General features: G+C 55.4%; 22 protein-coding genes and 1 tRNA gene. 8 read left to right on the top strand and 15 right to left on the bottom strand.

Going from position 1 to position 24436, the window contains the following annotated elements; all coding sequences use genetic code 11:
- Positions 1-489: 489 nt before the first annotated feature.
- Both PHD76_00750 and PHD76_00745 read right to left on the bottom strand, forming a co-directional pair.
- A complete protein-coding gene (locus PHD76_00750; protein ID MDD5260353.1) occupies positions 490-2943 on the bottom strand; it encodes a glycosyltransferase in 2454 nt (817 codons plus the stop codon).
- Complete coding sequence (locus PHD76_00745; GenBank protein ID MDD5260352.1) at positions 2930-3655, bottom strand: polysaccharide deacetylase family protein; 726 nt, start codon at positions 3653-3655, stop codon at positions 2930-2932. Before PHD76_00745 ends, PHD76_00750 begins: the two co-directional genes overlap by 14 nt.
- A gap of 296 nt (positions 3656-3951) precedes the next feature.
- Here PHD76_00745 and PHD76_00740 point away from each other — a divergent pair, with 296 nt between their 5' ends.
- Positions 3952-4248 carry a hypothetical protein gene (locus PHD76_00740; protein MDD5260351.1) on the top strand — a complete coding sequence of 99 codons (297 nt, stop codon included), beginning with the start codon at positions 3952-3954 and terminating at the stop codon, positions 4246-4248.
- Between the two features lie 52 nt (positions 4249-4300).
- On the opposite strand, the gene PHD76_00735 is transcribed toward PHD76_00740, so the two are convergent.
- The 10 genes from PHD76_00735 to ispF all read right to left on the bottom strand — a co-directional run bounded on the left by PHD76_00735 (position 4301) and on the right by ispF (position 13747).
- The gene (locus PHD76_00735; GenBank protein ID MDD5260350.1) at positions 4301-4474 is read right to left on the bottom strand and encodes a hypothetical protein; all 174 of its coding nucleotides are present in this window, start codon (positions 4472-4474) and stop codon (positions 4301-4303) included.
- A gap of 419 nt (positions 4475-4893) precedes the next feature.
- A complete protein-coding gene (locus PHD76_00730) occupies positions 4894-5580 on the bottom strand; it encodes a GNAT family acetyltransferase (GenBank protein MDD5260349.1) in 687 nt (228 codons plus the stop codon).
- A complete protein-coding gene (locus PHD76_00725; protein MDD5260348.1) occupies positions 5580-6779 on the bottom strand; it encodes a glycosyltransferase in 1200 nt (399 codons plus the stop codon). The genes PHD76_00730 and PHD76_00725 overlap by 1 nt, the downstream gene beginning before the upstream one ends.
- Positions 6780-6994: 215 nt before the next feature.
- On the bottom strand, positions 6995-8374 hold the full coding sequence (gene hemN, locus PHD76_00720; GenBank protein ID MDD5260347.1) for an oxygen-independent coproporphyrinogen III oxidase: 1380 nt from the start codon (positions 8372-8374) through the stop codon (positions 6995-6997).
- An 837-nt stretch (positions 8375-9211) separates the two neighbouring features.
- Entirely contained in the window at positions 9212-9853 is a 642-nt protein-coding gene (gene thiE, locus PHD76_00715; GenBank protein MDD5260346.1) for a thiamine phosphate synthase, read from the bottom strand.
- Positions 9840-11216, bottom strand: a complete 1377-nt coding sequence (gene accC, locus PHD76_00710; protein ID MDD5260345.1) for an acetyl-CoA carboxylase biotin carboxylase subunit — start codon at positions 11214-11216, stop codon at positions 9840-9842. Before accC ends, thiE begins: the two co-directional genes overlap by 14 nt.
- A 38-nt stretch (positions 11217-11254) precedes the next feature.
- Positions 11255-11710 carry an acetyl-CoA carboxylase biotin carboxyl carrier protein gene (accB, locus tag PHD76_00705; protein MDD5260344.1) on the bottom strand — a complete coding sequence of 152 codons (456 nt, stop codon included), beginning with the start codon at positions 11708-11710 and terminating at the stop codon, positions 11255-11257.
- A 76-nt stretch (positions 11711-11786) separates the two neighbouring features.
- A complete protein-coding gene (locus PHD76_00700) occupies positions 11787-12641 on the bottom strand; it encodes a hypothetical protein (protein ID MDD5260343.1) in 855 nt (284 codons plus the stop codon).
- Positions 12616-13266, bottom strand: coding sequence for a dTMP kinase (gene tmk, locus PHD76_00695; GenBank protein MDD5260342.1), 651 nt, complete (start codon positions 13264-13266; stop codon positions 12616-12618). Before tmk ends, PHD76_00700 begins: the two co-directional genes overlap by 26 nt.
- A 4-nt stretch (positions 13267-13270) precedes the next feature.
- Positions 13271-13747 carry a 2-C-methyl-D-erythritol 2,4-cyclodiphosphate synthase gene (gene ispF, locus PHD76_00690; GenBank protein MDD5260341.1) on the bottom strand — a complete coding sequence of 159 codons (477 nt, stop codon included), beginning with the start codon at positions 13745-13747 and terminating at the stop codon, positions 13271-13273.
- A 956-nt stretch (positions 13748-14703) separates the two neighbouring features.
- On the opposite strand from ispF, the gene PHD76_00685 reads away from it, so the two are divergent.
- Together PHD76_00685 and PHD76_00680 are read left to right on the top strand one after the other, a co-directional pair.
- A complete protein-coding gene (locus tag PHD76_00685) occupies positions 14704-15492 on the top strand; it encodes an SDR family oxidoreductase (protein ID MDD5260340.1) in 789 nt (262 codons plus the stop codon).
- A 194-nt stretch (positions 15493-15686) separates the two neighbouring features.
- Complete coding sequence (locus PHD76_00680; protein ID MDD5260339.1) at positions 15687-18929, top strand: autotransporter domain-containing protein; 3243 nt, start codon at positions 15687-15689, stop codon at positions 18927-18929.
- A gap of 216 nt (positions 18930-19145) precedes the next feature.
- On the opposite strand, the gene PHD76_00675 is transcribed toward PHD76_00680, so the two are convergent.
- On the bottom strand, positions 19146-19463 hold the full coding sequence (locus tag PHD76_00675) for a hypothetical protein (protein MDD5260338.1): 318 nt from the start codon (positions 19461-19463) through the stop codon (positions 19146-19148).
- Positions 19464-19639: 176 nt separating this feature from the next.
- A complete protein-coding gene (locus PHD76_00670) occupies positions 19640-19996 on the bottom strand; it encodes a hypothetical protein (protein ID MDD5260337.1) in 357 nt (118 codons plus the stop codon).
- Between the two features lie 280 nt (positions 19997-20276).
- Here PHD76_00670 and PHD76_00665 point away from each other — a divergent pair, with 280 nt between their 5' ends.
- The 5 genes from PHD76_00665 (at position 20277) to PHD76_00645 (ending at position 24024) form a co-directional block, all read left to right on the top strand.
- A complete protein-coding gene (locus PHD76_00665; protein ID MDD5260336.1) occupies positions 20277-20846 on the top strand; it encodes an ORF6N domain-containing protein in 570 nt (189 codons plus the stop codon).
- 294 nt (positions 20847-21140) lie between these two features.
- Positions 21141-21956 carry a MotA/TolQ/ExbB proton channel family protein gene (locus PHD76_00660; protein ID MDD5260335.1) on the top strand — a complete coding sequence of 272 codons (816 nt, stop codon included), beginning with the start codon at positions 21141-21143 and terminating at the stop codon, positions 21954-21956.
- Between the two features lie 3 nt (positions 21957-21959).
- Positions 21960-22382: a biopolymer transporter ExbD gene (locus PHD76_00655; GenBank protein MDD5260334.1), complete on the top strand. Its 423-nt coding sequence runs from the start codon at positions 21960-21962 to the stop codon at positions 22380-22382.
- Positions 22383-22397: 15 nt separating this feature from the next.
- A complete protein-coding gene (locus PHD76_00650) occupies positions 22398-22844 on the top strand; it encodes a biopolymer transporter ExbD (GenBank protein ID MDD5260333.1) in 447 nt (148 codons plus the stop codon).
- 166 nt (positions 22845-23010) lie between these two features.
- Positions 23011-24024, top strand: coding sequence for a hypothetical protein (locus PHD76_00645; GenBank protein MDD5260332.1), 1014 nt, complete (start codon positions 23011-23013; stop codon positions 24022-24024).
- Between the two features lie 289 nt (positions 24025-24313).
- Here the strand turns inward: PHD76_00645 and PHD76_00640 are convergent.
- Positions 24314-24401 (bottom strand) — tRNA-Leu (locus PHD76_00640).
- Between the last annotated feature and the right edge of the window lie 35 nt (positions 24402-24436).

Here is a 24436-nt window from a genome sequence, read left to right as displayed (position 1 = left end):
TGTGTCGCCGTTATTTATCACCGTGGCCGATGTGGTACCGGGGAAGGTGCTCACCCCGGTGCTCCAGTTGTTGTCGCCATCCGGGACGGTCACCCAGTCGCCGTCGGTGGGGGTCGCGCTCCAAGTTGCGGAGGCCGCAAAAGCCGAGGGCACAGCTCCGCACGCGAGTGTCATTGCAATAATCGCAAAGGCGATACAAGCTCGAAACGCACGTCGAAGCGCATGCTGTACGATAAGGTGTACAGAGGGATATGAAGTTGTGTGAGGCAACCCCTGAGTGATTTGCGAGTTCTTCATGGTTTTGATTGTAACAATGGATGCTTAAGTAAACAAGTAAACATTTTTTGCGCAACGCGTTGCATGATGTTTTGTATGGGTAATGAGAACGCGGTGGCAGGACCTGGAGCAAAGGCAGAGGGTGGAGAAAATGAAGAAGTCAGGAGTCAGGAGCCAGAAGTCGGCCGTGGCTGACAGCCGAAAGCACCTATTTCAGCTTTTCCCGCTTTCTGAATTCTTAATTCTGACTTCTGAATTCATCATTTCCTCCTCTTTCAACCCGTTGGCCCAAAATTCGCGGAAAGCGCGGTCCCAATTCCGATCCTCATGAATGCGACGCGCGGCCGATTCCAACACCCCGGCCGGGACCGGATTTTTCAAAAACTCTTCAATCGCGGCAACCCACGCGTCCATGTCCCCAGCCGGCAGCACCCGGCCCCCCGTTTCCGCTGAAACCAGTTCCTTCGGCCCACCCACGTCGGATACAAAAGCCGGCAGCGCGCTCGACATGGCCTCGATCACCACATTGCCAAACGTGTCGGTGGTGCTGGGAAAAACAAAAAGGTCCGCCGAGGCATACGCCGCCCCCAGCTCCTCGCCGGTCAGGGTGCCCGTAAAAATCGCCTTCGGCGCCAGGGCCTGCATTTCCTCGCGGTAAGGCCCCTCGCCCACAACCGCCAGGTCCACCGCCGCGCCGCGCCGGAGCAGTTCCCGGAACACATCGGCCAGGAAGCGGAGCTCCTTTTCCTTCGAAATGCGTCCGACATACAGCATCACCCTGCCCTTGGCGCCCCGTTTTTTCCAATAATCCTTCTGCCGCCGCCGGTGATGGAACAGTTCCGTATCCAGTCCGCGTGGCAGAATGGCGAGCTTTCGCGGTTCCAGCCCTCGGTCGATCCAGCACTGCCTGTAGAACTCCGAGTTGACATAGACCGTGTCGAACTGGACATAAAACCACTGCATGAACTTCCACATGAGGGTTTCCATGAAATCGTCCTCGGTCAAAAAGCGCACATACTGGGGGAAATCCGTGTGATAGATGCCGGTGGTCCTGAGTCCTAACAACTTTGAAGCCGCCAGTGCCGTCAGACCGACAGGCCCGGGCGTGCTGATGATGCACTCGGTAAAGCCCTCCCGCTCGATGTAATCAATGATGTCCAGCACGGGCGGGAAGGTGAGTTTTTGGAGCTTGTATTCGGGCAGCTCGAACTCACCCACCGGCGCGAAATTTTTGATTTTAATCCCGCTGAGGTTGAGGTTCGTGCGGCAGGCGATCACCGTCAAATCCTCCCCCTGCCTGAACGCCGCCTCGCTCATGGTCCGGATGGTCCGGGCGACGCCGTTCACGTCGTCGAGCGTGTCGGTGAACCAGGCGCGCTTTGTATTCCGCAACAGCGGCGGCGTTTTTCCAAGAAACGCCCGGGCCGTGCTCCGCAAGAGGGGCCGTTGGCTGTGAAGGTTGTGATAGGAAAAAATATAGGGCGCAACACTGGCGGCCAGCGGCAGCATGCCGGTGGCGGGCTGCAGGCTGTCGAGCACCTCCCCGCGGTTGATCCGGCTGACCACCTGCGCAAACAGGCGGTAGAACAGGTCGTTGGCGATCTTGGAGGCCATCCGGAAGGTGCGGCGCTCCGGGATTTTTTCCTCGCGGATGATGACATCCAGTTCCTTTTTGATCGCGGGGTCCAAAAAATATTTCACAACCTCGCGGTTGAGCGAGGTCTCGTTGGGGTTGATGAAGTCGAACGCCTTGCCCGTGCGCACGGCCTCGGTGACGTGCCCGACGAGTTCGCCGAAGGAAAAGTCCGTCGGGTTTTTTCCCTCGAGGAAGCGCTGGGCCACCTTGTTCAGCAACTGCATGCCGCGCGGCGCTGTGGAGCCAAGCCTGTCCCGGGCATAGGCAAAGACAACCCGGTAGATGCTGTTGGCCAGGCGCTGCACATCCCCCGCGCAACCGCCGGCAACGGCCCCGCCGTTCTCCACACGCTTGAGCCAATCGGCAATGTCCGGCCCGCCTTCCGCCTCGGTCCATGCGTCGCCCAGATACAGGCCGCCATAGTCGTCCGAGCTTCCAAAAAAACTTTTCCTCCACGGCTCGGCATGCGCCGGCTCGATTTTGTGCCTGTCCGCCAATTGTTGGATCTTTTCAGGTGTCAGCGAATCCAGGCAGAGACGCAGGACCTGCTGCGCGAGCGGGTCGCGGCTCGCGTTCGCGGTTTCAAAGACGCGGAACAGCAGCACGAGCTTCTCGACATGCTCCGGCGCCAGGCGGTTGTTGATGTTCAACAGGGGATGCGCCACGCCGTGCGCCAGGCCCCGTCCGCGCAAAAAGGGCGCGAGTTCGTAAATGTTTTCACGGACGCCCTGGATGTCCCGGTGGTCCTGTTCCGTCAGGTTCCAGACCAAAATATGGATCTTGCAGCCGTCTTCGGGAAAGTACGTTGTGACGGTCTCGCTCAGGAACACGCCCGGACGCCCGGCGATTTCGAGGCACCCTTCCAGCCGGTTGTGATCGGTGATGGTGACGAAATCAAAGCCCTTCCGCTTCAGGATGTCGTAGAGGTCGGCGGGCTTTGTGTAGCTTTCCGGAACACCCAACTTTCGCAGCACCCACTGGGTGGGCCTGTCGGAATGGCAGGAGTGCGCCTGGAGGTCACATTTCAGCATACGCGGAGTACGTTACGGGTTCGTATCCCGCCGCCAAGGCCATTCCCGCGATTTCCAGGATTTGCTCCCGGATGGGCGGATGGTTCAGGTCGTCCGGATGGAGGCTGAGCCGCACCACCTGGCGGCCGACCAGGCGTTTAAACAGGAAAGGGTTCCAGAGCAGCGAGATTTTCCGGCGCCATTCCGCCCGCGTGCTGTAGCACAGGGATTGCGACGCCATCTCCATGCCCTTCCTCAGCAGATGAATCCCGCCCAAACGCGTGGTGTAGGAAAATCCCATCCGCTTCAACAAGACATCCTGCGCGCGCGGCAGGAGCCAGGCCGGGGCGATAAATCCGTTGGCGGGCCAGCCATGCTCCCTCCAAATTTCGAGGGCGGTCTCGACCCGATGCCGGGCTTCCCCGTCGCTCAAATCCAAAAATTCCGCTTCGTTGGCTGTGTAAAATTTTGTCCAAAAAAGCGGGCCGCCGCCGCGGTCGCTCCGGTCATGATAAAAGCCGTGGATCACCAGGTCGTCCCCGGCCTGGCTGCGCTCGTCCAGGAATTTGAGCATTCCGGCATGATCTTTCAGTCGCTTCTGATGATGAAAATGCGGCACGGCGAGAATGGAAAAATTGGAAATGCCCAGCGTTTTCAGGCAATCGATCTGCCCGCGGACCGCGTCAAGCGAGCCGGGATGGAGGTCATGCAGGGATACGATCAGATGTTTCATCAGGAATCAAAATATTCTACGGGAAAGGAGTTAACCACGAAAAGCACGAAAGACACGAACAAAGGATTGGCCGCGAAAAGGCGCAAAAGACACAAAAAGAGGATAAGAAGGTTTAACCGCAGATAACACAGATACACGCAGATAGAAGCAGAAGCTTAAAACTTTAAACTTACAAATCCGCCACCGGACGGATTCGCCGGGGCGAACTTAAAACTTGAATTTAAGCCCGAGAACTGAGAACTGAAAAACCGGGATAAAGATTGCGCCGCAATTGCGTCTCTGCTAGTCATTGAGTGATGAGCCTCGCCACGGTTGAATTATTAACTCCCACCGAAGCGCGCAAGAATCTGAGCCGTGTGCTTGGCCGCGTATCCAAAGGAGCAAACCTGGGAATCGTTTTCAAAAATGAGGTGTTTGTTCTGCGCCCCACAAAGGTCATTCCCGATTATGTTTTCAAGGAATACGGGATTACTCCAGATGAGATGAAGCGCATCACCGCAAGATTGGATGATGAAACCAAAGAAAAGATGGCCGGCGGAAAAACCGTCCGCTGGACCGGAAGCGTCAAAAGACTCGTTCGAGATCGAGTTTGACCGCAAGGCGCTCAAGGCCCTTTCCGATTGGCCGGATGACAGATTGGATCAGCTAAACGGGCAATTGCGCCAACTGTCGGCATGCTTCGGTTTTCCCCACCGCCATGCGGGTTTGGGCATTCGGGACCTGGGCGGCGGCCATTACGAATTTCGTTGGGATCTCGATCTTCGGTTTGTTTTTACCAGAAGGGGCCGTGCCCTTGTGATTCACATGGCTGGCAATCACAATGCTGTAAGACGATTCCTCCGTGCGCGCCGATGAATGAAGAAGGCTGAGGAAATGAAGAAGCCAGAAGCCAGAATCCGGCTTAAAACTTAAGACTTAAAACTTGATATTACAGGAAGAGCGCAAAGATCAGGAAGCGAGAATTCAGTAGCCAGGATTCAGAAGCAGCACAAAAGCAAAAGTCTAAAAACTGAGAGCTGGAATTAATATGGAGTGCGGTGGCAAGAAGGAAGGGTGCGACGCCGCTTTCGATTTCAGGCAACAGACAACCCCCTTGTCTTCCCCCTTATCAGGGGGATTGATACAGCTTGCGCCAGTTTAAAGTCTTAAGCCTATGTTCTGACTGTGCCTGGCACCTTAATTCTGAATTCTACATTCTGACTTCTGAATTCCAACTCCTGCATTCCGACTTCTGCATTTTATTTCCTCAAATCCTGGTCGTACAGCTTTGCCCCGGCTGACAAATCCTTCACGACCGTAAACAGATAAACCGGCGTCTCCACATACTTCCGGTATTTCGTGACCTCGACCGAGTCCCGGACGACAAACCCGTAGCGGGCGAACATCCGCTCCCCGCGGCGCTTTTCAAATGTCACGACCTGCCCGTAAACCGCCTTCTCGCCCGAGCGCACGAGATAATCCAGGAAAAAATCGATCACCGCGCGCGTCTGCGGCACGCTCCGCACATCCGGCAGCAGGTTGATATGGAAATGCGCCATGCCTTTGGGCGTGAACGGCACTTCCTTTCTCCCGCGCGTCAGCAGCCACCAGATATAACGCCGCGTGTTGCCCTGATAGCGGAATAAAAACCGGAACAGCAGTTTCCCAAGACCGGCCGCAAAAACCCGCAGATTGTAGCGCGACTGCCGGTCAGGATGCCGGCACCCCATGATGTAACCCCTCACCTCGCCGCCGCTTTCCAGCACCACGCTGGATTCCGGCTCGGCATCGGTATAATACGCCGTCAGAAAATTCGCGAACAATTCACGGTCCTCGAACACCGGATCGACCGGGTTCCCCAGAAAGCCCGTCTCGCAACAAATGCGCCGCACAGCCTCGCGGTCGCGCGGTTCATAATGCCGGATTTTGAAATTGGGTTCTTCCATCAGTCCTCCTGGAACAGGGCGCCATGCTGCAGGCTGGCGCGCTTGCGCCGTATCTCATCCACATAAATCGAAATAATCTTCTCGAACACACGGGTCCAGCCATAGCGCTCCCGCACCACGCCGCTTGCAATGGAACCCAGCTTCCTGCGGTCGAGCCCGGTATAGCGCCGGATCGCCCGCGCGAGCGCCGCGGCCTTGTTTTCATCCGCCCAATATTCCAGGCCCGCGAAAATATTGGTGTCCATGTAACTGCCCCGGATGCCGACGACGGGACAGCCGCATGCCTGACTTTCCATTGTCACCAACCCGAACGTCTCGCACACGCCGGGATGCACAAACAGGTCCGCCATGCGGTAATACCGGGCCAGTTCGGCGGGGTCGCCGCAATACGAAATCCATTTTAATTGGGGCAATTTCGCCTGCGTGTCCAGCAGCGCCTGGCGCAATCCGCCATCGCCCATGATGAGAAATTCAAAGCGGTTTTCCCGGTCCCGCGCGAGGATTTTGAACGTGTCGAGCAGGACGCGGGTGTTTTTTTCTCCCGCCAGGCGGCCGACATACAGGAGCAGGATGGAGTCGTCCCGGAACCCCAGCTCCGAACGCGCGGCCGCGTTGCCCGGATCGGGATGGAACACGTCCGTGTCCACCCCCAGATGCACCGGCACGGTATGCCGGATGCCCCATTCGCGCAGCAGGTCCGACAAAAACTGGGATGGCACCAGCGTATTGTCAAAGTTGTTGTAAAGCCGGCAGATGTAATCCCGGGCATACGCCATCCCCACGTCCCGCAGCCAGCCGCCGCAATATTTCAAAACCGTGCGCAGATACGCCTCCGGAAAATGCGAATGATAAAACCCAACCACCGGAATGCCCAGCCGGCGCCCGGCATCGATCATCCGCCAGCCCAGATGATACGGGTCGCCTGATTCAATCAAATCCGGCTTTTCCCGGGCGATGAGTTCCTCCGCCCGCGGCGTGTTCAACAAAATGCGGTAACGCGAGGTCCGGTTGACCTTGGGCGAGCGCACCTTGCAGGTCGTCAGCCTTCCCTCCCGGATCACCTCGGTGCGGTCTCCCGGAATGACCAAGACATGCTCATGCGTGGTGTGCTTGAGGATGTAATTCCGTTTTTCGGTCAGATAACGCCGGACCCCGCCCCCGACTTCGGAATAAAACTGGGTGGCGTCGCAAATTTTCATGAAAGGAAATGAGAATGCAGGCCTCTGCGATTCGAGGCGAGAAAAATGAAGAATTCGGAATGCAGAATTCAGAAGCAGGCCGAGGGCAGGGACAAGCACAGGATTGCCCGCTAAACACACGAAAGCACGAAAGGCGGACAGGATGAACAGGATTTACAGGATGCTCCTGCTTAAAATCCGCCACAGGACGGATTCGCCGGGGCGAACTTAAGACTTTAAACTGTCCTCGAATATTGGACTGCCGACCCCTGAAGATAGGCGTCGAAACACATCGCGATGTTCCGGATCAGGAACCTTCCGGTCGGCCGCACCGTGATTTTGGACGGCAGGATCTCGAGGAGGCCCGCCTCTTCCATCGGCTTGAGCGTTTCCAGCGCGGGGGAAAAATGTTCGTGAAAGTCGATGCCGAATTCGCGTTCCACCCGTTCCATGTCCAGTTCAAAATCGCACATCAACCGCATGATGACATGGCGCCGGAGCAGGTCCTCGTCGGTCAACCGAAGCCCGCGCATCACGGGCAGGCGTCCCGCCTCCACTTCCGCCATGTATTCCCCCACTTTTTTGCGGTTCTGCGCATAAACCCGGCCCAGGCTGCTGATGGAGGAAACGCCGAACGCATAGAGGTCGGCCTCGGCATGGGTGGTGTAGCCCTGGAAATTACGGTGCAGTTTTCCGGCAGCCTGCGCGAGGCGCAGATCATCCCCGGGTTTGGCAAAATGATCCATCCCGATGTAGGCATACCCCGCCCCTAACAACCGTTCGACCGCAAGCTTGAAGATCGCCAGCTTTTCGCGCGGGGACGGCAAATCGGCCTCGCGGATGGCCTTCTGGTGCCGGATCTGGGCGGGAAGATAGGCGAAATTAAACAGCGCAAGGCGGTCCGGATCCAGCGCCAGCACCCGATCCAGCGTGGTGGCGAAGGTTGAGGCCGTTTGCAGGGGCAGCCCATACATGAGATCGACCGACACGCTTTGAAATCCGTTTTTCCGGGCTTCGTCAATCGTGGCGCGCGTCGCCTCCTCGGACTGCAGCCGGTTGACCGCTTCCTGGACTTTCGGGTCAAAATCCTGGATGCCGACTGACAAACGATTGAAACCAACGCTTCCAAGGACCTGCAGGTGTTCGGGGGACGTTTCGCGCGGATCGACCTCGACGCCGATCTCCGCGTCCGGGGCGAATTCAAAGCGCTCCCGGATCGATCCAAAAAGCCGGCTCAATTGTTCCGGCGTGCAAAAGGTCGGCGTGCCCCCTCCCCAATGCAATTGAACCACCGGACGCCGCGGCTTGAGATACGGCATCACCAAATCCATCTCCTGCCTCAGGGCCTCGATGTACGCGTTCCCGCGCGAGCGGTCCCGGGTGAAAGTCACGTTGCAACCGCAATAAAAACAGACCGACTTGCAAAACGGCAGGTGATAATAGAGCGAAAGGGGCGGCGGATTTTTCTCCAAATGGGTCCGGCGGATTTCCTCCAAAAGATCGGGCCCTGTGAATTTTTCCGTAAACTGGGGGGCCGTGGGATAGCTGGTGTAGCGCGGTCCGGAAACATTGTACCGGGCCAGCAAATCGAAATTCAAATCAGGAACCAAAAACACGATGGGAATCCTACAGGAGAAACCGGAAGGCGGCAACTGATTCGATGGGGAAAGGAGGATTGAGGATTGATGAAGTAAGATTGATGATTAGGCGGAAGGCAGAATGCTGAATGCAGAAGTCAGATTGCTGAAGGTTATCTCTACCTCGTACGCTTACTCTTAATCTTAGAGCAAATTGCGTTTATATTGTCGCGTCATCGCGAGAAACCAAACCTTCAAAGAAGGTGTTTTGAGCAGGAATGAACGTGGGTTCGTGAGAGAAGCACCGAAGGTGCGGCCCATACCAGCCTGGGGCATCGCCCCAGGAATATGAATAGTGTAAAACCTCAAGCCCTGTAGGGGCGCGCTAACGCATGCCGGAGTTTGTGCCCGCTGGGCTTGCCCAAGAGGCGGACGGAACCGCTTTCAGGGTTCGGGGTGATTTTTTTATTTTACCCAGGGTAGTCCGTCGGAGCCGGACAACCCTGGGCTGAAGGACGAAACGCCGTTGGCGTTTTAGCTAACATCCCATCTTTCAACATGTTGTCACAACTGTTCATTAGGAGGCCCATCTGGAACACTCGCGACGCATGTCGGAGTTGGGCCGTGGCGATCCACTCCATACCCATAAGTTGGTTTCTGGATTGCCACGTCGCTGCGCTCCTCGTCCGCCGCGGCGGAATGTATGAACGTGCGGCAGAATAAATACAATATGCTCTAATCCTAATCCTGCGGCTCTCAGCTATCGGCTGTCAGCTCTCAGCCTTCAGCAATCCCCCCTCAGCAATCATCATTTTCTGAGAGTTGGAGTTGGAGATAGAGCAGGATTAAGATTAAGAGTAAGAAATGGAGGTGCTGCTATTTCAACCGCTCCAGCACGTCCCGGGCATAGGATTCGGGATCTCCGGCCTGGAGCAGGCCCGAGACAATAACAACTCGTTGCGCGCCAAGCTCCTTCAATTGCGCCACGTTTTCCTTTTTGATCCCGCCGATGCAAAAAGCCGGAACTGAAATTTGACCGCTCATGGCCCGGATGATTTCGGCGCCGATGGGCGCGTAGTCCGGCTTGGTCGGTGTCGCAAAAATCGGGCCGAACCCGATGTAATCGGCCCCATCCTCCCGGGCCGCCAGGGCTTGCTCCAGCGAATGGGTGGATTTTCCGGCCACTTTCTCCGGTCCGATGAGCGCGCGCACCTGCTCCAGCGGCAGATCGTCCTGGCCCACATGACAGCCATCCGCATCGCAGATTCGGACAATCCCCGGATGATCATTAATGATGAGGGGGACTTTGTTTTCACGCGTGATGTTCCGGATGGATTGCGCCCATTCCAGTACCTGGGAGGCGGAGGCTTTCTTGGCCCGGACCTGGATGACACCCGCGCCGCCCCGGATTATTTTTGCCGCAAGATCGGGCCATCGGGCCGGATCGGAATAGGCCGCGTCCAGAATGGCATACAGCCGGGCGGCCGCGAGCCGCTCCAAAAGCTCATTTCTGGTCATACTTGGGCATCAACTGGCCCTTTTGTTCAAGGAGGTCCTGCACAAAATGAGTGGAATACTTTCCGCGGCGGAATTCGACGTCGCGAAGGATGATCTGACCTAACGGAATGGTGGTGGCAATTCCCCGGATGACAATTTCGTCCAGGGCGCGGCTGAGCCTGCTGAGCGCTGTTTTCCGGTCATGCCCGTAGGCGATGAGTTTGCCGATCATGGAGTCGTAATACGGCGGAATGGAGTAGCCGCCATAGACATGCGAATCCATGCGGATGCCATGGCCGCCCGGCGGGTAATAGAGGTCGATTTTGCCGGGCGACGGGCGGAAATCGTTGAAGGGATCCTCGGCATTAATGCGGAATTCAATGGCATGGCGCAGGGGTTTCAAATCGTCGAAGTCCTTGCCCAGCGGTTCACCCGCTGCGATGCGGATTTGTTCCTTCACCAGATCCACGCCGTAAACCTCCTCCGTGACGGGATGCTCAACCTGGATGCGGGTGTTCATTTCCATGAAATAATAATTTCCGTCGTCATCAACCAGAAATTCAATCGTGCCGGCATTCTCATACTCGACTTCCTGCGCCAGCTTGATGGCGGCGCGCCCCATTTTCTTGCGCAGTTCGGCCGTCATGAGCGGCGAGGGTGACTCTTCCAGCAGCTTTTGGTTGCGGCGCTGGATGGAGCAGTCGCGTTCCCCGACATGGACGATTTTCCCTTTTTTGTCGCCCATGATCTGGAACTCGATGTGGTGCGGATTTTCGATGAGTTTTTCGATGTAAATGGACGGGTTGCCAAAGGCTTTTTCCGCTTCGAGCCGCGCGGCATGGAATCCCTGGATGAGACTGACATCGTTGTGCGCCGGCCGCATCCCCTTGCCGCCGCCGCCGGCCACGGCCTTGATCATGACCGGGTAACCGATTTTTTTTGCGACTTTAACAGCTTCCTGCTCGGTATCGACCGGTCCATCGCTGCCGGGTGTGATGGGCACGCCCGCTTTTCGCGCTGTTTCGCGCGCGGAAGCTTTGTCGCCCATTCGTTTAATGGCATTGGCGGAGGGGCCGATGAAAGTGATGTTGCAACTCTGGCAGACTTCGGCGAAGTGGGCCCGTTCGGAAAGAAATCCATAACCGGGATGGATGGCATCGACATCGGAGATTTCCGCCGCGCTGATGATCCGGTCGATCTTGAGGTAACTTTCGGTGCCGGCGCCTTTGCCGATGCAAATGGCCTCATCGGCGACATGGACATGGATGGAGTCGGCATCCGCCTCGGAGTAAACGGCCACGGTGTGGACGCCCAGCTCCTTGCAGGCCCGGATGATGCGGAGCGCGATTTCACCCCGATTGGCGATCAAAACTTTATCAAACATGACGACTTTAGCCCGGTAGAAAGGAAGTAAAAGTGGAACTAGAGAGGTTTAATTGAGAACAGGGGCTGGCCGAATTCGACGGGTTTTCCGCCTTCCACCAAAATTTCGGTAATCACCCCTTTCATCTCGGCCTTGATTTCGTTCATGACTTTCATGGCTTCGATGATACAGACCACGGTTTCTTCATTTACCTCGGCGCCGGGCTCGACATAGGCGGCGGAGTCGGGCGACGGGGAGCGGTAAAAGGTGCCGACCATGGGCGAGTTGATGGTGGGAAGATTTTGTTTGGCAGGAGCGGCGGGCGCCGGAGAAAAAGGTTGTGGGGATGATCCGGGCAAAGCCTGCGGTACGGGCGCATGGACGGTGAACTGCGGGCTTCCACCCGCAGAGGATTTGCAGATCCGGATTTTAAAATTGTCCCGTTCGAGTTCGAATTCAGTCAGTCCGTTGCGGGACATGAGATCGATGACAGCTTTGATTTCTTTGAGTTCCACCCTGAGTATCTCCTTCAGGGTATGAAATTAAATCAATTGGGACGAAGGTCAACGGAATTTAACTATAGCGTTATAGCTAAATATCCTCATGAATTAGGCCGCCAACCATTAGAAAAGTGCGTTCCAAGGCCAAATTTTGCTCCAGATTTCGGCTTAAAGCATAACGCAATTCCTCCAGCCCTTCCACGATGCCCACCGCTTTCAAGCGCCCCTCCCCGCCCTTGCCCTGTTCCCAGCAGTAATGAATCAGCGCACGCAGGCTGTTGTCCCGCGCCAGCAAAAACTCGGCCTCCAGCATGGCATTCCGGCTGTCATCTTCATCCTGATCCTTGAATTTTAGCTCGGCAGCTTCACGTAACGTTTTCCAGTGCGCAGCCAAAAGCCCCGCCCGACGGTAGGCTTGGTCCGCCGCATGGCCGTCCAGCTTCCACCAATTTTTCATCCACCCGGCGTCTCCGGCTTCAGGCTTCACGGCGGCCTCGGATTCGAGCGGCAGGACAAGGCAGCGGGAGCGAATGGTGGGCAATAGTTGTTCCGGGCGGTCTGAAAGCAAAAAAATCACCGTATGCGCCGGGGGCTCTTCCAACGTTTTCAGGAAAGCGTTGGCCGCCTCGGCGGACCCGATGCACATGCGGTCGGCGGCCACGATCCCCGCAACCTTGAGTTCGCCGTCGCGGGCCCTGAGCTGAAGCTGGTGTTCCAACTGCCGCACCTGCTCGATGGTCAGGCGCCGGGACTTGGACTCCGGCTGGATGATGTGGAGGTCGGGATGGGAGGGGCCGCGGGATTTCAACAACCGCGCGGCAACCCGGTGGAAGAGGGCCAGCAGATCGTCTATATTAGACCCAGTAAAAAGATAGGCATGGGCCAGCCGGTTTTCCGACGAGGCGGCCAGCAGCCGTTCTTCAATCCAGTCCGCCGGGAAAGGCATCTTTCAGCTCCTTGATGATTTTTTGAAATACTTCGTCCCGGGAACCCGAAGCCGGAATCAATTTGACGCGCTCCGGTTCGTTCCGCGCAAGGACCCGGTAACCTTCCGTGACTTTTTCATAGAACCCGATCGGCTCGTTTTCCATGCGGTCGCTTTCCCCCACCGGACGCGGACGGCGCAACATGCGGTTGCGCGCTTCCGAGGCGTCCAGGTCCAGGACGAGAGTGAGCGAAGGCCGGGCGCCATTGATGGCAAAGGCATTGATGGCATTGACGGCCTGCGCATTCAACCCGCGGGCAATGCCCTGGTAAACGGACGTGGAGTCGTGAAACCGGTCACAGATGATCCAAGCCCCTTTTTGCAGGGCGGGGAAGATGACTTTGCGCACAAGCTCGGCCCGGCTGGCGGCAAAAAGCAAAAGCTCCGTCTCGGCTGCCATTCCCTCCCCCGCAGGATCATGCTTCAACAAATGGCGCACGGCTTCGCCCAAGGGAGTCCCTCCCGGTTCGCGGCAACACAGGACGGAAGCGCCGCGCTGTACCAGCCAATCCGTCAGGAGTTGGATTTGGGTGGTTTTACCGCAACCCTCCGAACCTTCAAAAGTGATAAACTTGGATTTCGCCATGGGCTTATGGCAATTCAACGCTTGCGACCGCGAAAGCTGAGATTCCTTCCTTCCGCCCCACAAATCCCATCGTTTCATTCGTGGTGGCCTTGATGCCGATGCGATCCATCGTGACAATCAGCGCTTCAGCCAAAGCCTTTTTCATGGCGGGAATGTGGGGCACAATTTTCGGCGCTTCGGCAATGAGCGTGGCATCGATATTATTGATCATGGCGCCTTTTTTTTGCAGCATGACCCGGATTTCATGGAGAAAGACCAGGCTGGAAACGTTTTTCCATTTGGGATCGGAGTTGGGAAAATGATGGCCGATATCGGAGGAGCCGATGGCGCCGAGCAAGGCGTCGGCGATGGCATGAATCAGCACATCGGCGTCGGAATGTCCGTCCAGACCCAGATGATGCGGGATCTCCACCCCTCCGAGGATTAATTTTCTGCCTTCCACCAAACGGTGGACATCATAGCCGATTCCGACGCGATTCATGCGGAGAGCATAGTACCTGTTGCCGATAGGCCAATGAATTTTTTTGTGAGCCGCGGATTTTTAACGCAGAGACGTCCGCCAAAGGACGGATTCGTCCCGTGTGCGAACCATGCGCCTGCGGCGCGCGTCCGCCACAGAACGGACTCGCCGTGGTGAGCCAAGACGCAGGCTGGAAAAACGCATATTTCTCACACGAAGCCACGAAGGAATGCTTGTGCTTAAGACTTTACACTTACCTGTCCGCCATAGACTTGGCGAAGGCGGAAGACTGAAAACTCGAATATCCCCCTGACAAGCTTGCCGTTATACACAAGTACTGGATCGCCACGGCCCAACTCCGACATGCGTCGCGAGTGTTCCAGATGGGCCTCCTAATGAACATATCGGGCAGGATGTTGAAATATAAAATGTTAGCTAAAACGCCAACGGCGTTTCGTCTTTCAGCCCAGGGTTGCGAGGAACGAGCTACCCTGGGTAAAATCAAAAAATCACCCGGAACCCTGAATGGGTTCCGTCCGCCTCTTGGGCAAGCCCAGCGGGCACAAACTCCGGCATGCGTTAGCGCGCCCCTACAGGGCTTGAGGTTTTACACTATTCATATTCCTGGGGCGATGCCCCAGGCTGGTATGGGCCGCACCTTCGGTGCTTCTCTCACGAACCCACGTTCATTTCCGCTCAAAACACCTTCTTTGAAGGTTTGGATTCTCGCGATGACGAATAGCCCGGGCCAACATGCTTCGTCGACACAATGCCCCACGCAACTCCGATAAACATCGCGAGTGAACCGCGTTCCGCCGCGGCGGACGAGGAGGAGGGCAACGCCCGACGACGCGGCAATCCAGAAAAAACACGCACACACTCCGAAGCGTTCGCTGAGCTCACTTTCCGCCCCTCTTGATAGAGGGGATTGGCCTGTTTTTTGTGTCCATTACGGCGGCGTCTGATAAAGATCAGGGATGTTTCAGCCCGACCCGAAATGTTATGTCTTGATCACAGGCGCCAGCAGCGGAATTGGAGAGGGCCTTGCGCGCGAGTTTGCGCGGCGCGGCCAGCCTCTGATCCTGACCGCCCGGCGGCGGGACCGGCTGAAAGCTCTGGCCCGGGAGCTATCCTCACAGACACGCGTGGAATGGGTGGCGGCGGATTTGAACGACCCATCAGGGCCGGGCCGCCTTGCGGCAGCCTGCAAGAAAAAGAAATGGCGGGTCATGGGCCTGGCGAACAATGCGGGGTTGGGTTTCAATAAAAGTTTCAGCAAGTTGTCAGCCAATGAAATCGGACGCATGATGCAGGTGAACATGTCGGCCCTGGTGGAGTTGACCCGCCTGTTCCTGCCTCAGATCCGGCGTTCGGGAAATGGATTTGTGCTGAACCTGGCCTCCACGGCCGCATTCCAGCCGGTGCCCTATTTTTCGGTTTATGCCGCGAGCAAGGCATTCGTCGTTTCATTCAGCGAAGCCCTGCATGAGGAATTGCGCCGCGAAGGGGTGCAGGTCTGCTGCCTGTGTCCCGGACCGGTGGCGACCGAGTTCCAGCAGGTTGCCGGAATGAGCCCGCGCTTTTTTGCGCGCAGCCAGTCGGTGGACGACGTGGTGCGGGCCGCGATGCGGCTGCTGGCCGGAAGAGGCGCGATTGCCTGGACCTCCTGGTTTCAGCGGATTTTTTCCGCAGTTTCGGAAGCGACGCCCCGTGGTGCCCGCCGCCGGATTGCCGCCGGCCTCATGAAATGGAGCGGGGCGGAGTAGTGGAGGAAAGTCGTTCCTGGTTCTTGGTTGCTGGTTTTGAGGCCTCCATTTGCATGTAATTCAGGCTTATGAAGCCATAAGATATTAAAAATATTAAGTAAGTTTAAAATAGTTGCGCTTTTCTGAAAAAGCTTTTATCTAGCTGGTTTTAGGAATCGAAATTCAAGGTTGTAAGGCTGCGAAAGGATCTGGTTATGTTATTCACTCACAAGGAGTTTGGTTGGAATTGGACGGGATTTAAGTCGCTGCGTTTTCAAGCGGTTGCCATCCGACCTGCAAGCGTTCTGGTTTTGAGCGCTTGTACGTTATTTGCAATCTGCCCGGCCCAATTGAAGGCGGCCACCATCACATGGACCGGATCGAAAGACAACCGATGGAATTCCACGTCGAGCGTTTCAGGGAATGTCTATAATAACAGGGCAAACTGGGGAGGATCATCCTTTCCGGGGAGCAGCGACACCGTTGTGTTTGATGACACATCGTCCCAAACCAATGTGCAGGTTCAAACCCGCACCAAATTCAAGGTGTTCGGCGTCACCATTACGGCCGACACGGCCTATCAAGCGAATATTCAAAAAATCGTATTCAACAACAGCACCGAATCATACACCATCACCGTGCCGCAAAATACGCTTTTGCCCAGTTCGATCCGGACAAATGAGATCGATGTCAATGGCAGTGGCAATGTGACCTTCAATGGCGCGACGGGCGGGTTGTTGGCCGACGCATTTTTGACTGTTTCGAACACAGCCTCCCCGACTATTACCATCGCAGGGGCCGGTACGGGCAGTCTGGCTTTGAACATCAAGATTCAAGACCAGGGCCTTCTCCCGACAACTCCTGTGAGCGTGGTTTACAACCATACGGGCGGCCTTACCACGGTTACAGGAACCAACACCTACACCGGTGGAACCAATTTTCAGGGAGGTGTTGTCTCGATCAGTTCGGACACAAATCTGGGCAATGCCGGCGGAACGGTGACGTTTTCCGGCGGCACCCTGAAAACAACGGCGGACATCACCACAAACCGCGCCACAACGTTGGAAGCCAATGCCACATTCGATGTGGCCGGTGGCACAACTTTGACCTGGAGCGGTACGATAGCGGACGGCAGCAGCAGCAATGGCGTCATCAAGAAAGGCAACGGTGAACTGAATTTGTCTGGAACCAACAGCTACACCGGCGACACAAAACTTAATAATGGCAATGTCGCAATCAACAACGACAACAGCCTGGGCGACAACACACTCGGGACAGCCGGTAAAGTGATCTTCAGCGGAGGCTCTCTGGAAGCGGTGGCGAATGTGACATCCAACCACAATGCGAAGCTCAATAGCGATGGCACGATCAATGTCGATGGCGGTTCGACCCTCACATGGAGCGGCACAATCAGCGGCGGCGGCGACCTGATCAAGACAGGCAGCGGTAATCTGGATTTGTTCGGAAGCAACACCTACACCGGCAATACGAAAATCAACAAGGGCAACGTCGTCATCAACAACGACAACAGCCTGGGCAACGGCGGCACAGTGATTTTCAATGGCGGCGGACTGGAAGCGGTGGCTAGCGTCACTTCCACCCACGCCGCCAAACTCAAGGCAAACAGCACCATTACCGTGGATAGCGGTGCCACCTTGCGATGGAATGGCGTGATTGATGAGAGCGGTGGCAGTTATGGAATCAACAAGACGGGGAGCGGCACACTGGTGTTTAACAAAAGCAATACCTACACCGGCAATACCGATGTTCAGGGCGGCCACCTCATCAACAGGGCAACACTTTCAAGCGCGCTGGTGACGGTTGAGGCCGGCGCCATCTTGTCCGGCAAAGGCAATTATAACGGAAGCATCGACAATTTTGGCTCCTTCTACCGCAGGACCATCACGACGGGGACCCATTCGGTGGGCGGCGACTTTACCACGGAATCGGGAAGCAACTGGTCCGTCAATGTGGATGGACTCAACGCGGACCTGCTCAATGTCACCGGAAACATTATTATCAATGGCGGCACCTTGACGGTGCATGACCTGAGCACGACCACGCCGCGCGGCACGGAATTGACGATTGCCACGGCAAGCACAGTGACAGGATCGTTCACGAATCTGGTTTTGGGCGCCTTCACCCTGCGCTATGACCCGGCCGATTTGCTCCTCATAGCGGGTGGGGCGCCGAATTTTGGCGCTCTCAATCTGACCGTGAACCAGAAGAATATTGCGGACATGCTGACGCCCTTGTTTACATCTCCAAACCTGCCTCCCGATTTGGACCAGACCATCCTGCCTCTTTTGAACAATCTGCCTCCGGGGGATTTGGCGGCCGTCCTGGACCAACTGACTCCGGAGCAACTGGCGGCGCTTTCCAGAATTTGTTTTTCCTATAACAACACGCAATTTCACAACCTTGAAAGCCGCCTGGCCGAGATTCGCGGCGGCTCAACGGGGTTGAGCGTCAACAATCTGGCATTTTATAATATGGATGGCAGCTTGCGGATGGATGCTCCCCTATGGGCGGATGCGGGCTCCGGCGGGCCAGGTTCCGCACTGCATCCTGCGTCATCCCCATTTACCATGTCTTCGGATAATCCCTGGGGCTTTTTTGCCAGCGGCACCGGCCAGTTCGGCAATGTGGAAGGCGGATTAAACGGGCCCGGTTATGACTTCACCACGGGCGGACTGACCCTGGGCGCCGATTACCGAATCGCAAAAAATTTCGTACTGGGTTTTGCAACCGGCTATGCAGGAAGCGAAGCCAACGTGGACCAGCACGGGAGCAAAGTGGATGTGAATTCGGCCAAATTCGGCTTCTACGCAAGTTATTTCGACCCCAAATTGAAGGACCTCAAAACGGGTTGGTATGCCGACAGCTATGTGGGCGGGGCCTGGAACAGCTATGAGGTGAAGCGAAACATTAACTTCGGCGGATTGAACCGGAATGCGCTAGGAACCCCTGATGGCATGGAATTCAACACGTTTCTCGGTGGCGGGTATGATTACCATACCGGCATTTTTACCCTGGGTCCGACGGGTAGGCTCCAGTACAACAAGCTCTTTGTGAACGGTTATACCGAAACGGGCGCGGATTCACTCAATTTGAAGGTCAATCCGTTTGATGCGGAGAGTCTGAAGTCAAGTTTGGGGGTCAAACTGGCCTGGACAGCGCCGGCCTGGGGCATCCAGTGGAGTTGGAAAACATACGCAATGTGGCAGCATGAGTTTTTGGACAATGGCAAAAGCGTCAGTTCGCAATTTGCGGACGGCGCGGGCGGTTCCTTTGGCACCTCCCTTGATGATACCGTGGGACGCGACAACGCGGCGATGGGCCTGCAGATCAATGCCGCCATCAGCAATACCATTTCTGTCTTCCTCGGCTATGACGCGGAACTCAACGCCGATTACCAAAGCCAGAGCATCAACGGCGGCGTCAACGTGGCTTTTTGACGCGCACGGGTTTATTTGGAGTGCGGTGGCAAGCCGCAGCAAGCGCGAGGCGCGACACCGCTTCACCCGCACTAACAAGTTGATCGTTAAAAGAGCGTATCACAAGATTTGCCCATGCAACATCAAGCTCACCCACGGCTCTCTGGAACCGGCGGGTGGTGTGGGAGCCTTGACTGGCCTATCAGGTCAGTCAGGGCGACCCGATTCGGTCTTGTTTTAGTCTCTAAGTCCATATTCCATTTTCAAGTCTAAAAGGCGATGACCAACTACCGTCTTCTTTGATCTATCGAGAATAATAACCATGAAAACATCCTTATCTTCTTTTGTATTAATTAGGACGTGTTCGTAGCGAGCATCCGATGATCGCCAGACAAAGTTAACAGAACCGTCAGAACAATCGTATCCTCCATAATCCTCTTTGGGTATTCCTTCAACGTACGGCCAAAAATCAAAAGAAGGATTCTCGCCTCCCTCAATGCGAATCATCGGCTCAAGGAAAGTCCGCCTATAGTCAATTTCATTGAGGAGGCTCATATTATTATGACTGAACGTCAGGCATGAGCTGCACGCTTCACGATCTGGCGACACCATAGGATATTGGACGACATTGGCACGTCAAGCAATCACAGTGAAGGCACGGAAAATGCCTCCCCAGCATTTTCCGTGATTGAACGCCCCACCCGCTGTAGCGTCTCGGCTCCATGCCATTGTTAGTCGTCTTTTTTCTTAGTTCTAATTTCAATCCAAGTCTCCATATCACCCATATCATGTGCGCCTGAAGCGTCATGAATAATCAAAATCAAATCATAGGGACCAGTCGAACCCTTTATTCTTGCAGGAAACTCGTATGGTGAAATTCTTTTTCCCACTTCCTTTCCCGCATCCTTCCCTAAACGAATTCCATTTCCAGTTTGAGATACTTCTAATGATTTCTCGATAACCGCCAATAATTCCGGATGCTTTTTCAGAATAGGTAACGCATGAAAATCCCACTCAACACTACCACCACCATGAGCGGGAAAAATAGTGAGAAGGATAAGAATCCCAATCAAAGGATATTTCTTCATAATCTTTTTTCGCCTAACATGGGGTTTATCGAACAAATCTTGTGTAGATTAATAGCTCTATGGCCGACAAAAATGTCGGATAATAATAAAATTGGGCGTTGTCCATTGTCGGTTTTTCGTAAAATTCACGGGATACACGACATTTTTGTCACATAACATATGGAATATCAGGGTTATCTGACATGTAAATACACAATGAACGGTCTGGCAAAACCTGTCCTGCTCAAGCTTGGGTTTTTACTCAGGCTCCCAGAATAATCCCTTCGGAATCCTTTATTTTATGAAAACCGGCCGGCCCATTGAAACCTTGATTCTGAATCTGCGCGGTCAGAAGGCGATTCTGGATGCCAATCTGGCCGAGCTTTATGGCGTACCGACAAAGGTCTTTAACCAAGCCGTGAAACGCAACGAAGAGCGATTTCCCATTGATTTCCGATTCCAACTTACACCCGAGGAATGGCTCAAGTTGAGATCGCATACTGCAAGTTCAAAATCGGAAATGTCTCGTGATGAAGCTGTTGCGCTGAACCGGTCACAAATTGTGACCGGTTCGCAGCGACATCGTGATCCTCGTTACCTGCCCTACGTCCTCACCGAGCATGGTGCCATCATGGCTGCCACTGTACTGAATAGCCCACAGGCAGTTGCCATGAGTGTCTATGTGGTGCGGGCCTTTATCCAAATGCGGGAGCAGATTGCGGCCAACGCCGGGATTTTGAAATGCTTGGCACAGATTGACAAAACCCTCCTCGTCCACGACAAGGCACTGCGTGATATTTATCAGAAGCTGCTTCCTCTGCTCGCACCATCACCGGTGTCGCCCAAACCCATGATCGGTTTCGAGCCATGACCTTGCCTCGATTGTGGTTGGACTCCATTTAAAAATTCAGCTCGCACCCCGCGAATCCGTCCGGCGGCGGATTTGTAAGTTTTAAGCGGATATAGGCCCTGAATTATGCATTCGATATTCTTCCATTCTTATTCTATATGACTGGATTGTGTCAACGATATGCTAGATTTATTGCAATCCGACGTCGATTGAGTTAATATCTTGTCAGTAGGTCAAATTTTGATTGCTCTTTTGGCCATTCTTAATCTTCAATGGCCAACACGTCCAGAAATCGCTGGTTCGAAGAAGGCCAAAATGAAAAGACTCCGATACATTGCCCTTTGCCTCGCTCTGGCATTGCTTCCCCTCCCCTGCGTTTCCGCCCAAAGCCTCCCGGCTGTTCCGGAAAAAGCCGGTGCGACAAATAAAGCCCGCGACAAAAGCCTGCTGGACATCTATCGCGACGGCGGTCCCGTCATGCACTTGATCGCGCTTTGCTCCGTCGGCATGATCGCCTTGAGCGGGTTCTGCGGTTTGAGCTACCGCAAAAGTCGGCTGATGCCCGACACCCTCGTCAATGCCTTGAACGAACTCATGAGCCAACGCGATGTGGCGGGCGCTTTCCAACTTTGCAGACAATATCCCGGCCCGCTGAGCGCAGCCCTTATGTCGGCCCTGGTTAAAGCCAATTTCGAGCGCGATATGTTCAATAAAACCGCCATGGAAAATGCCGTGGCCGATGAATGTTTCCGCGAGGAGACAAAAATGATGGTCGTGATCAATTATCTGAACACCCTGGCGGTCATGGCACCGATGATCGGACTGCTCGGAACCGTGATCGGGATGATCAGCAGTTTCTCCGCCTTGACGGCGGGCAAGGCGGAAGCAACCGAGCTCGCGGGTGGAATTGGCGAAGCGCTGGTGGCCACGGCCGGCGGCCTCTTTTTGGCAATCCCCTCGATGTTTTTGTATTTTTATTTTCGCGGCCAGGCGCAGGCCCAAATGGCCGATCTGCACAAAACCCTCTCCACCATGCTGGATCTTTTCACCGGCGAGGTTTCTTCAGAAAGCCTTCAAAAACCAACCGGCCTGACGGCTTATATCCCCGCCGCCACGGCAGCCCGGCAATAGCCCATGAACAGCGCGCGACGCAGGCTCAGGCGCCCGCATTTGGAGGAAGTCGGCTTGCAGATCGCGCCGATGATCGATGTCACCATGTTGCTCCTGTTCTTTTTCATGCTGACTGGCAAATTGATGCAGGGCCAAAAATTGAAGACAATCGCTTTGCCACTGGCGGCTTCTGCGGGGATTCCCAAGGACATCAGCGGGCGGGACGTGGTGAATATTGACGGGACCGGCAAGATTTACGCCGGCGACCAGCTTGTAACGCCTAAAGAGCTAAAGTCCTATCTGAAAAAGAGGCTCAAGGAATGCCCGCCGTTGAAGATTTATGTTAGGGCGGATGCCCATACCCCGGCGGTTCAAATCAAGCAAATCATGAGGAGCGCCGCCGAGGCGGGCGCCATCGAGGTGGCTTTCGGGGCCTATCAAAAATAGAAACCAGGCACCCTCATGAGCGCTCCCAGACGCATCCATCATCCGCAGGTGGAACTGCAGATTGCCCCCATGATCGATGTTTGTTTTCTGCTGCTCTTTTTTTACATCATCACGTCCAAGCCCATCAAACCGGAAGCGGATTTGAGCATGACACTGCCCGGAACGGTTGCGCAGGAACAGGCGCTGGAATTGCCTGATGAACAACGCATTGAAATCCGGAAGGACGGCAGCGTGTTCCTGAACGACATGCCGGTGGACAGCTCCACACAAGCCGAAATGCCGCAACTGGTGGTGACGCTGCGCAGATTCAAGGAAGCGTGTGCAGCCTATCGTGCGGAGGCACTCATTACGCTGGCGGTGGATGACGAGGCGCGGCACCAGCGGATTGCCGATGTGATGAACGCCTGCGCACTCGCCGGAATCCACGGAGTGAGTTTCGCCGTGGCGGATGAAGAGGAGTAACCCGGATGCCTCTCCCACTTCTAAAAAAACCTGCAGAGCGTCTTGTCAAAAGACCGGGCAGAACAGGCATCCGGGTTAATAGCCTGCATGTTCCCAGCACATTGATTCATACCACAGGCAGGAAATGCAAAAAGGCAAGCAGCGGATTTCCAGAAAGGATTGAGACATGCAGGCTAAGTCGCGCCGACGCCGGATTATCGCCGGGCTCTTGATGTTCAGTCTCGGGATTCATGCGGTTGCCGGGCTGGCTGCGGGGGTCTGGATCGTGGCGCGATATCTCGCACCGCCCCAGGCGGTTTTTGAAGCAAAAAAGGCCGTCGTTATTCCACCGCAAATGATCGATCCCAAAATCGCCGGTGCGGAATTGGAAGGCGCCTCACCCCGTCCGGCTTTGGAGCAGAAACTCATGAGCACGCGCGAGACGGCATTTGCGCTGCCCGATTTGCCGCAGGTGCAAACCGATCAACTGGCGGATTTCAACCCCTCTCAAGCGCTGTCCCAATCCATCTCTGGAATGGCCGGAATGGGATCGGGCAACGGTTCTGGAGCAGGCAACGGAGGCGGAGGCATTGGGCCGGGTCTGGGCGCGGGATTCAAGTTTTTTGGAATCGAATCCGCCGGGCGCTGCGTTGTCGTCCTGTTTGATGTGTCAAAGAGCGTGCTGACCAAGGCCGGGCATTCCGGGATTCCCTTGAGCCGGATCAAGGACGAGACGGGAAAACTCATCAACAGCATCGGGATCGATACGGCGTTTGGACTGGTCCAGTTCACGCGGAACTATCTTCCGTTCAGAAACCAGCCCGTGGCGCCAACGGACGAGAACAAGCGGGCCGCCCTTGAATGGCTGGAAAAGGAATTCCGCAGCACCGGCACCTTGGGCGGGCGCGGGGTGGTTTCGGCCCGGCCCAACGGCATCGAGTTTGTAATCGAGGCGGCTTTCCGGATGAATCCCGATGTGATTTATATTTTGTCCGACTGTGATTTTCAGCTGACTGGCGCGGACGGGGAAAGCGAGCAAGTGCCGCTGGAGCGATTGGAAAAGGCGATTGAAAAACTGCAGGCAGCGAGGCCGGTGCCGGCATCCATTCATTTTGTTGTGTTTCAGATCAAGCCCGAGCATGAGAAGGACATCCGGAAAATCGCCCATCGGTACCGCGGAGAGATGCTGGAGATAAAATGAAAATGCCTTCGGCTCTCGGCTGTCAGCGCTCAGCAATCTTACTTCATCAATCATCCTTTCTTCCGCGATCTTCCTGTCATATCAAGTTTTAAGCTTTCCAATATCTGCGGGAATTTGTGCTATCCGCGTTAAACCTCTTTTGCGCTTTTTGCGCCTTCCCGCTCGCGACGAATGTCGGAGTTTGCGGCCAATCCTTTGTTCGTATCTTTCGTGGTTAAAAAAAATTTCCTGCGCCTTCGCGTGCGCTGCAAGCGCATGGCGGCTTGGCGTTAAATCTTGTTTCCCAAAGTGGTGCCCGAGGCGGGACTCGAACCCGCACGCCCATTTCTGAGCACAGGATTTTAAGTCCTGTGTGTCTGCCATTCCACCACTCGGGCCATTTCCGTATTGGACGCCTGGGTTGGCAATACCA

The sequence above is a fragment of the Candidatus Methylacidiphilales bacterium genome (assembly GCA_028713655.1).
GTDB lineage: Bacteria > Verrucomicrobiota > Verrucomicrobiia > Methylacidiphilales > JAAUTS01 > JAQTNW01.
Note: the sequence above shows the minus strand (reverse complement) of the source record. Positions and strands in the feature narration are given on the sequence as shown.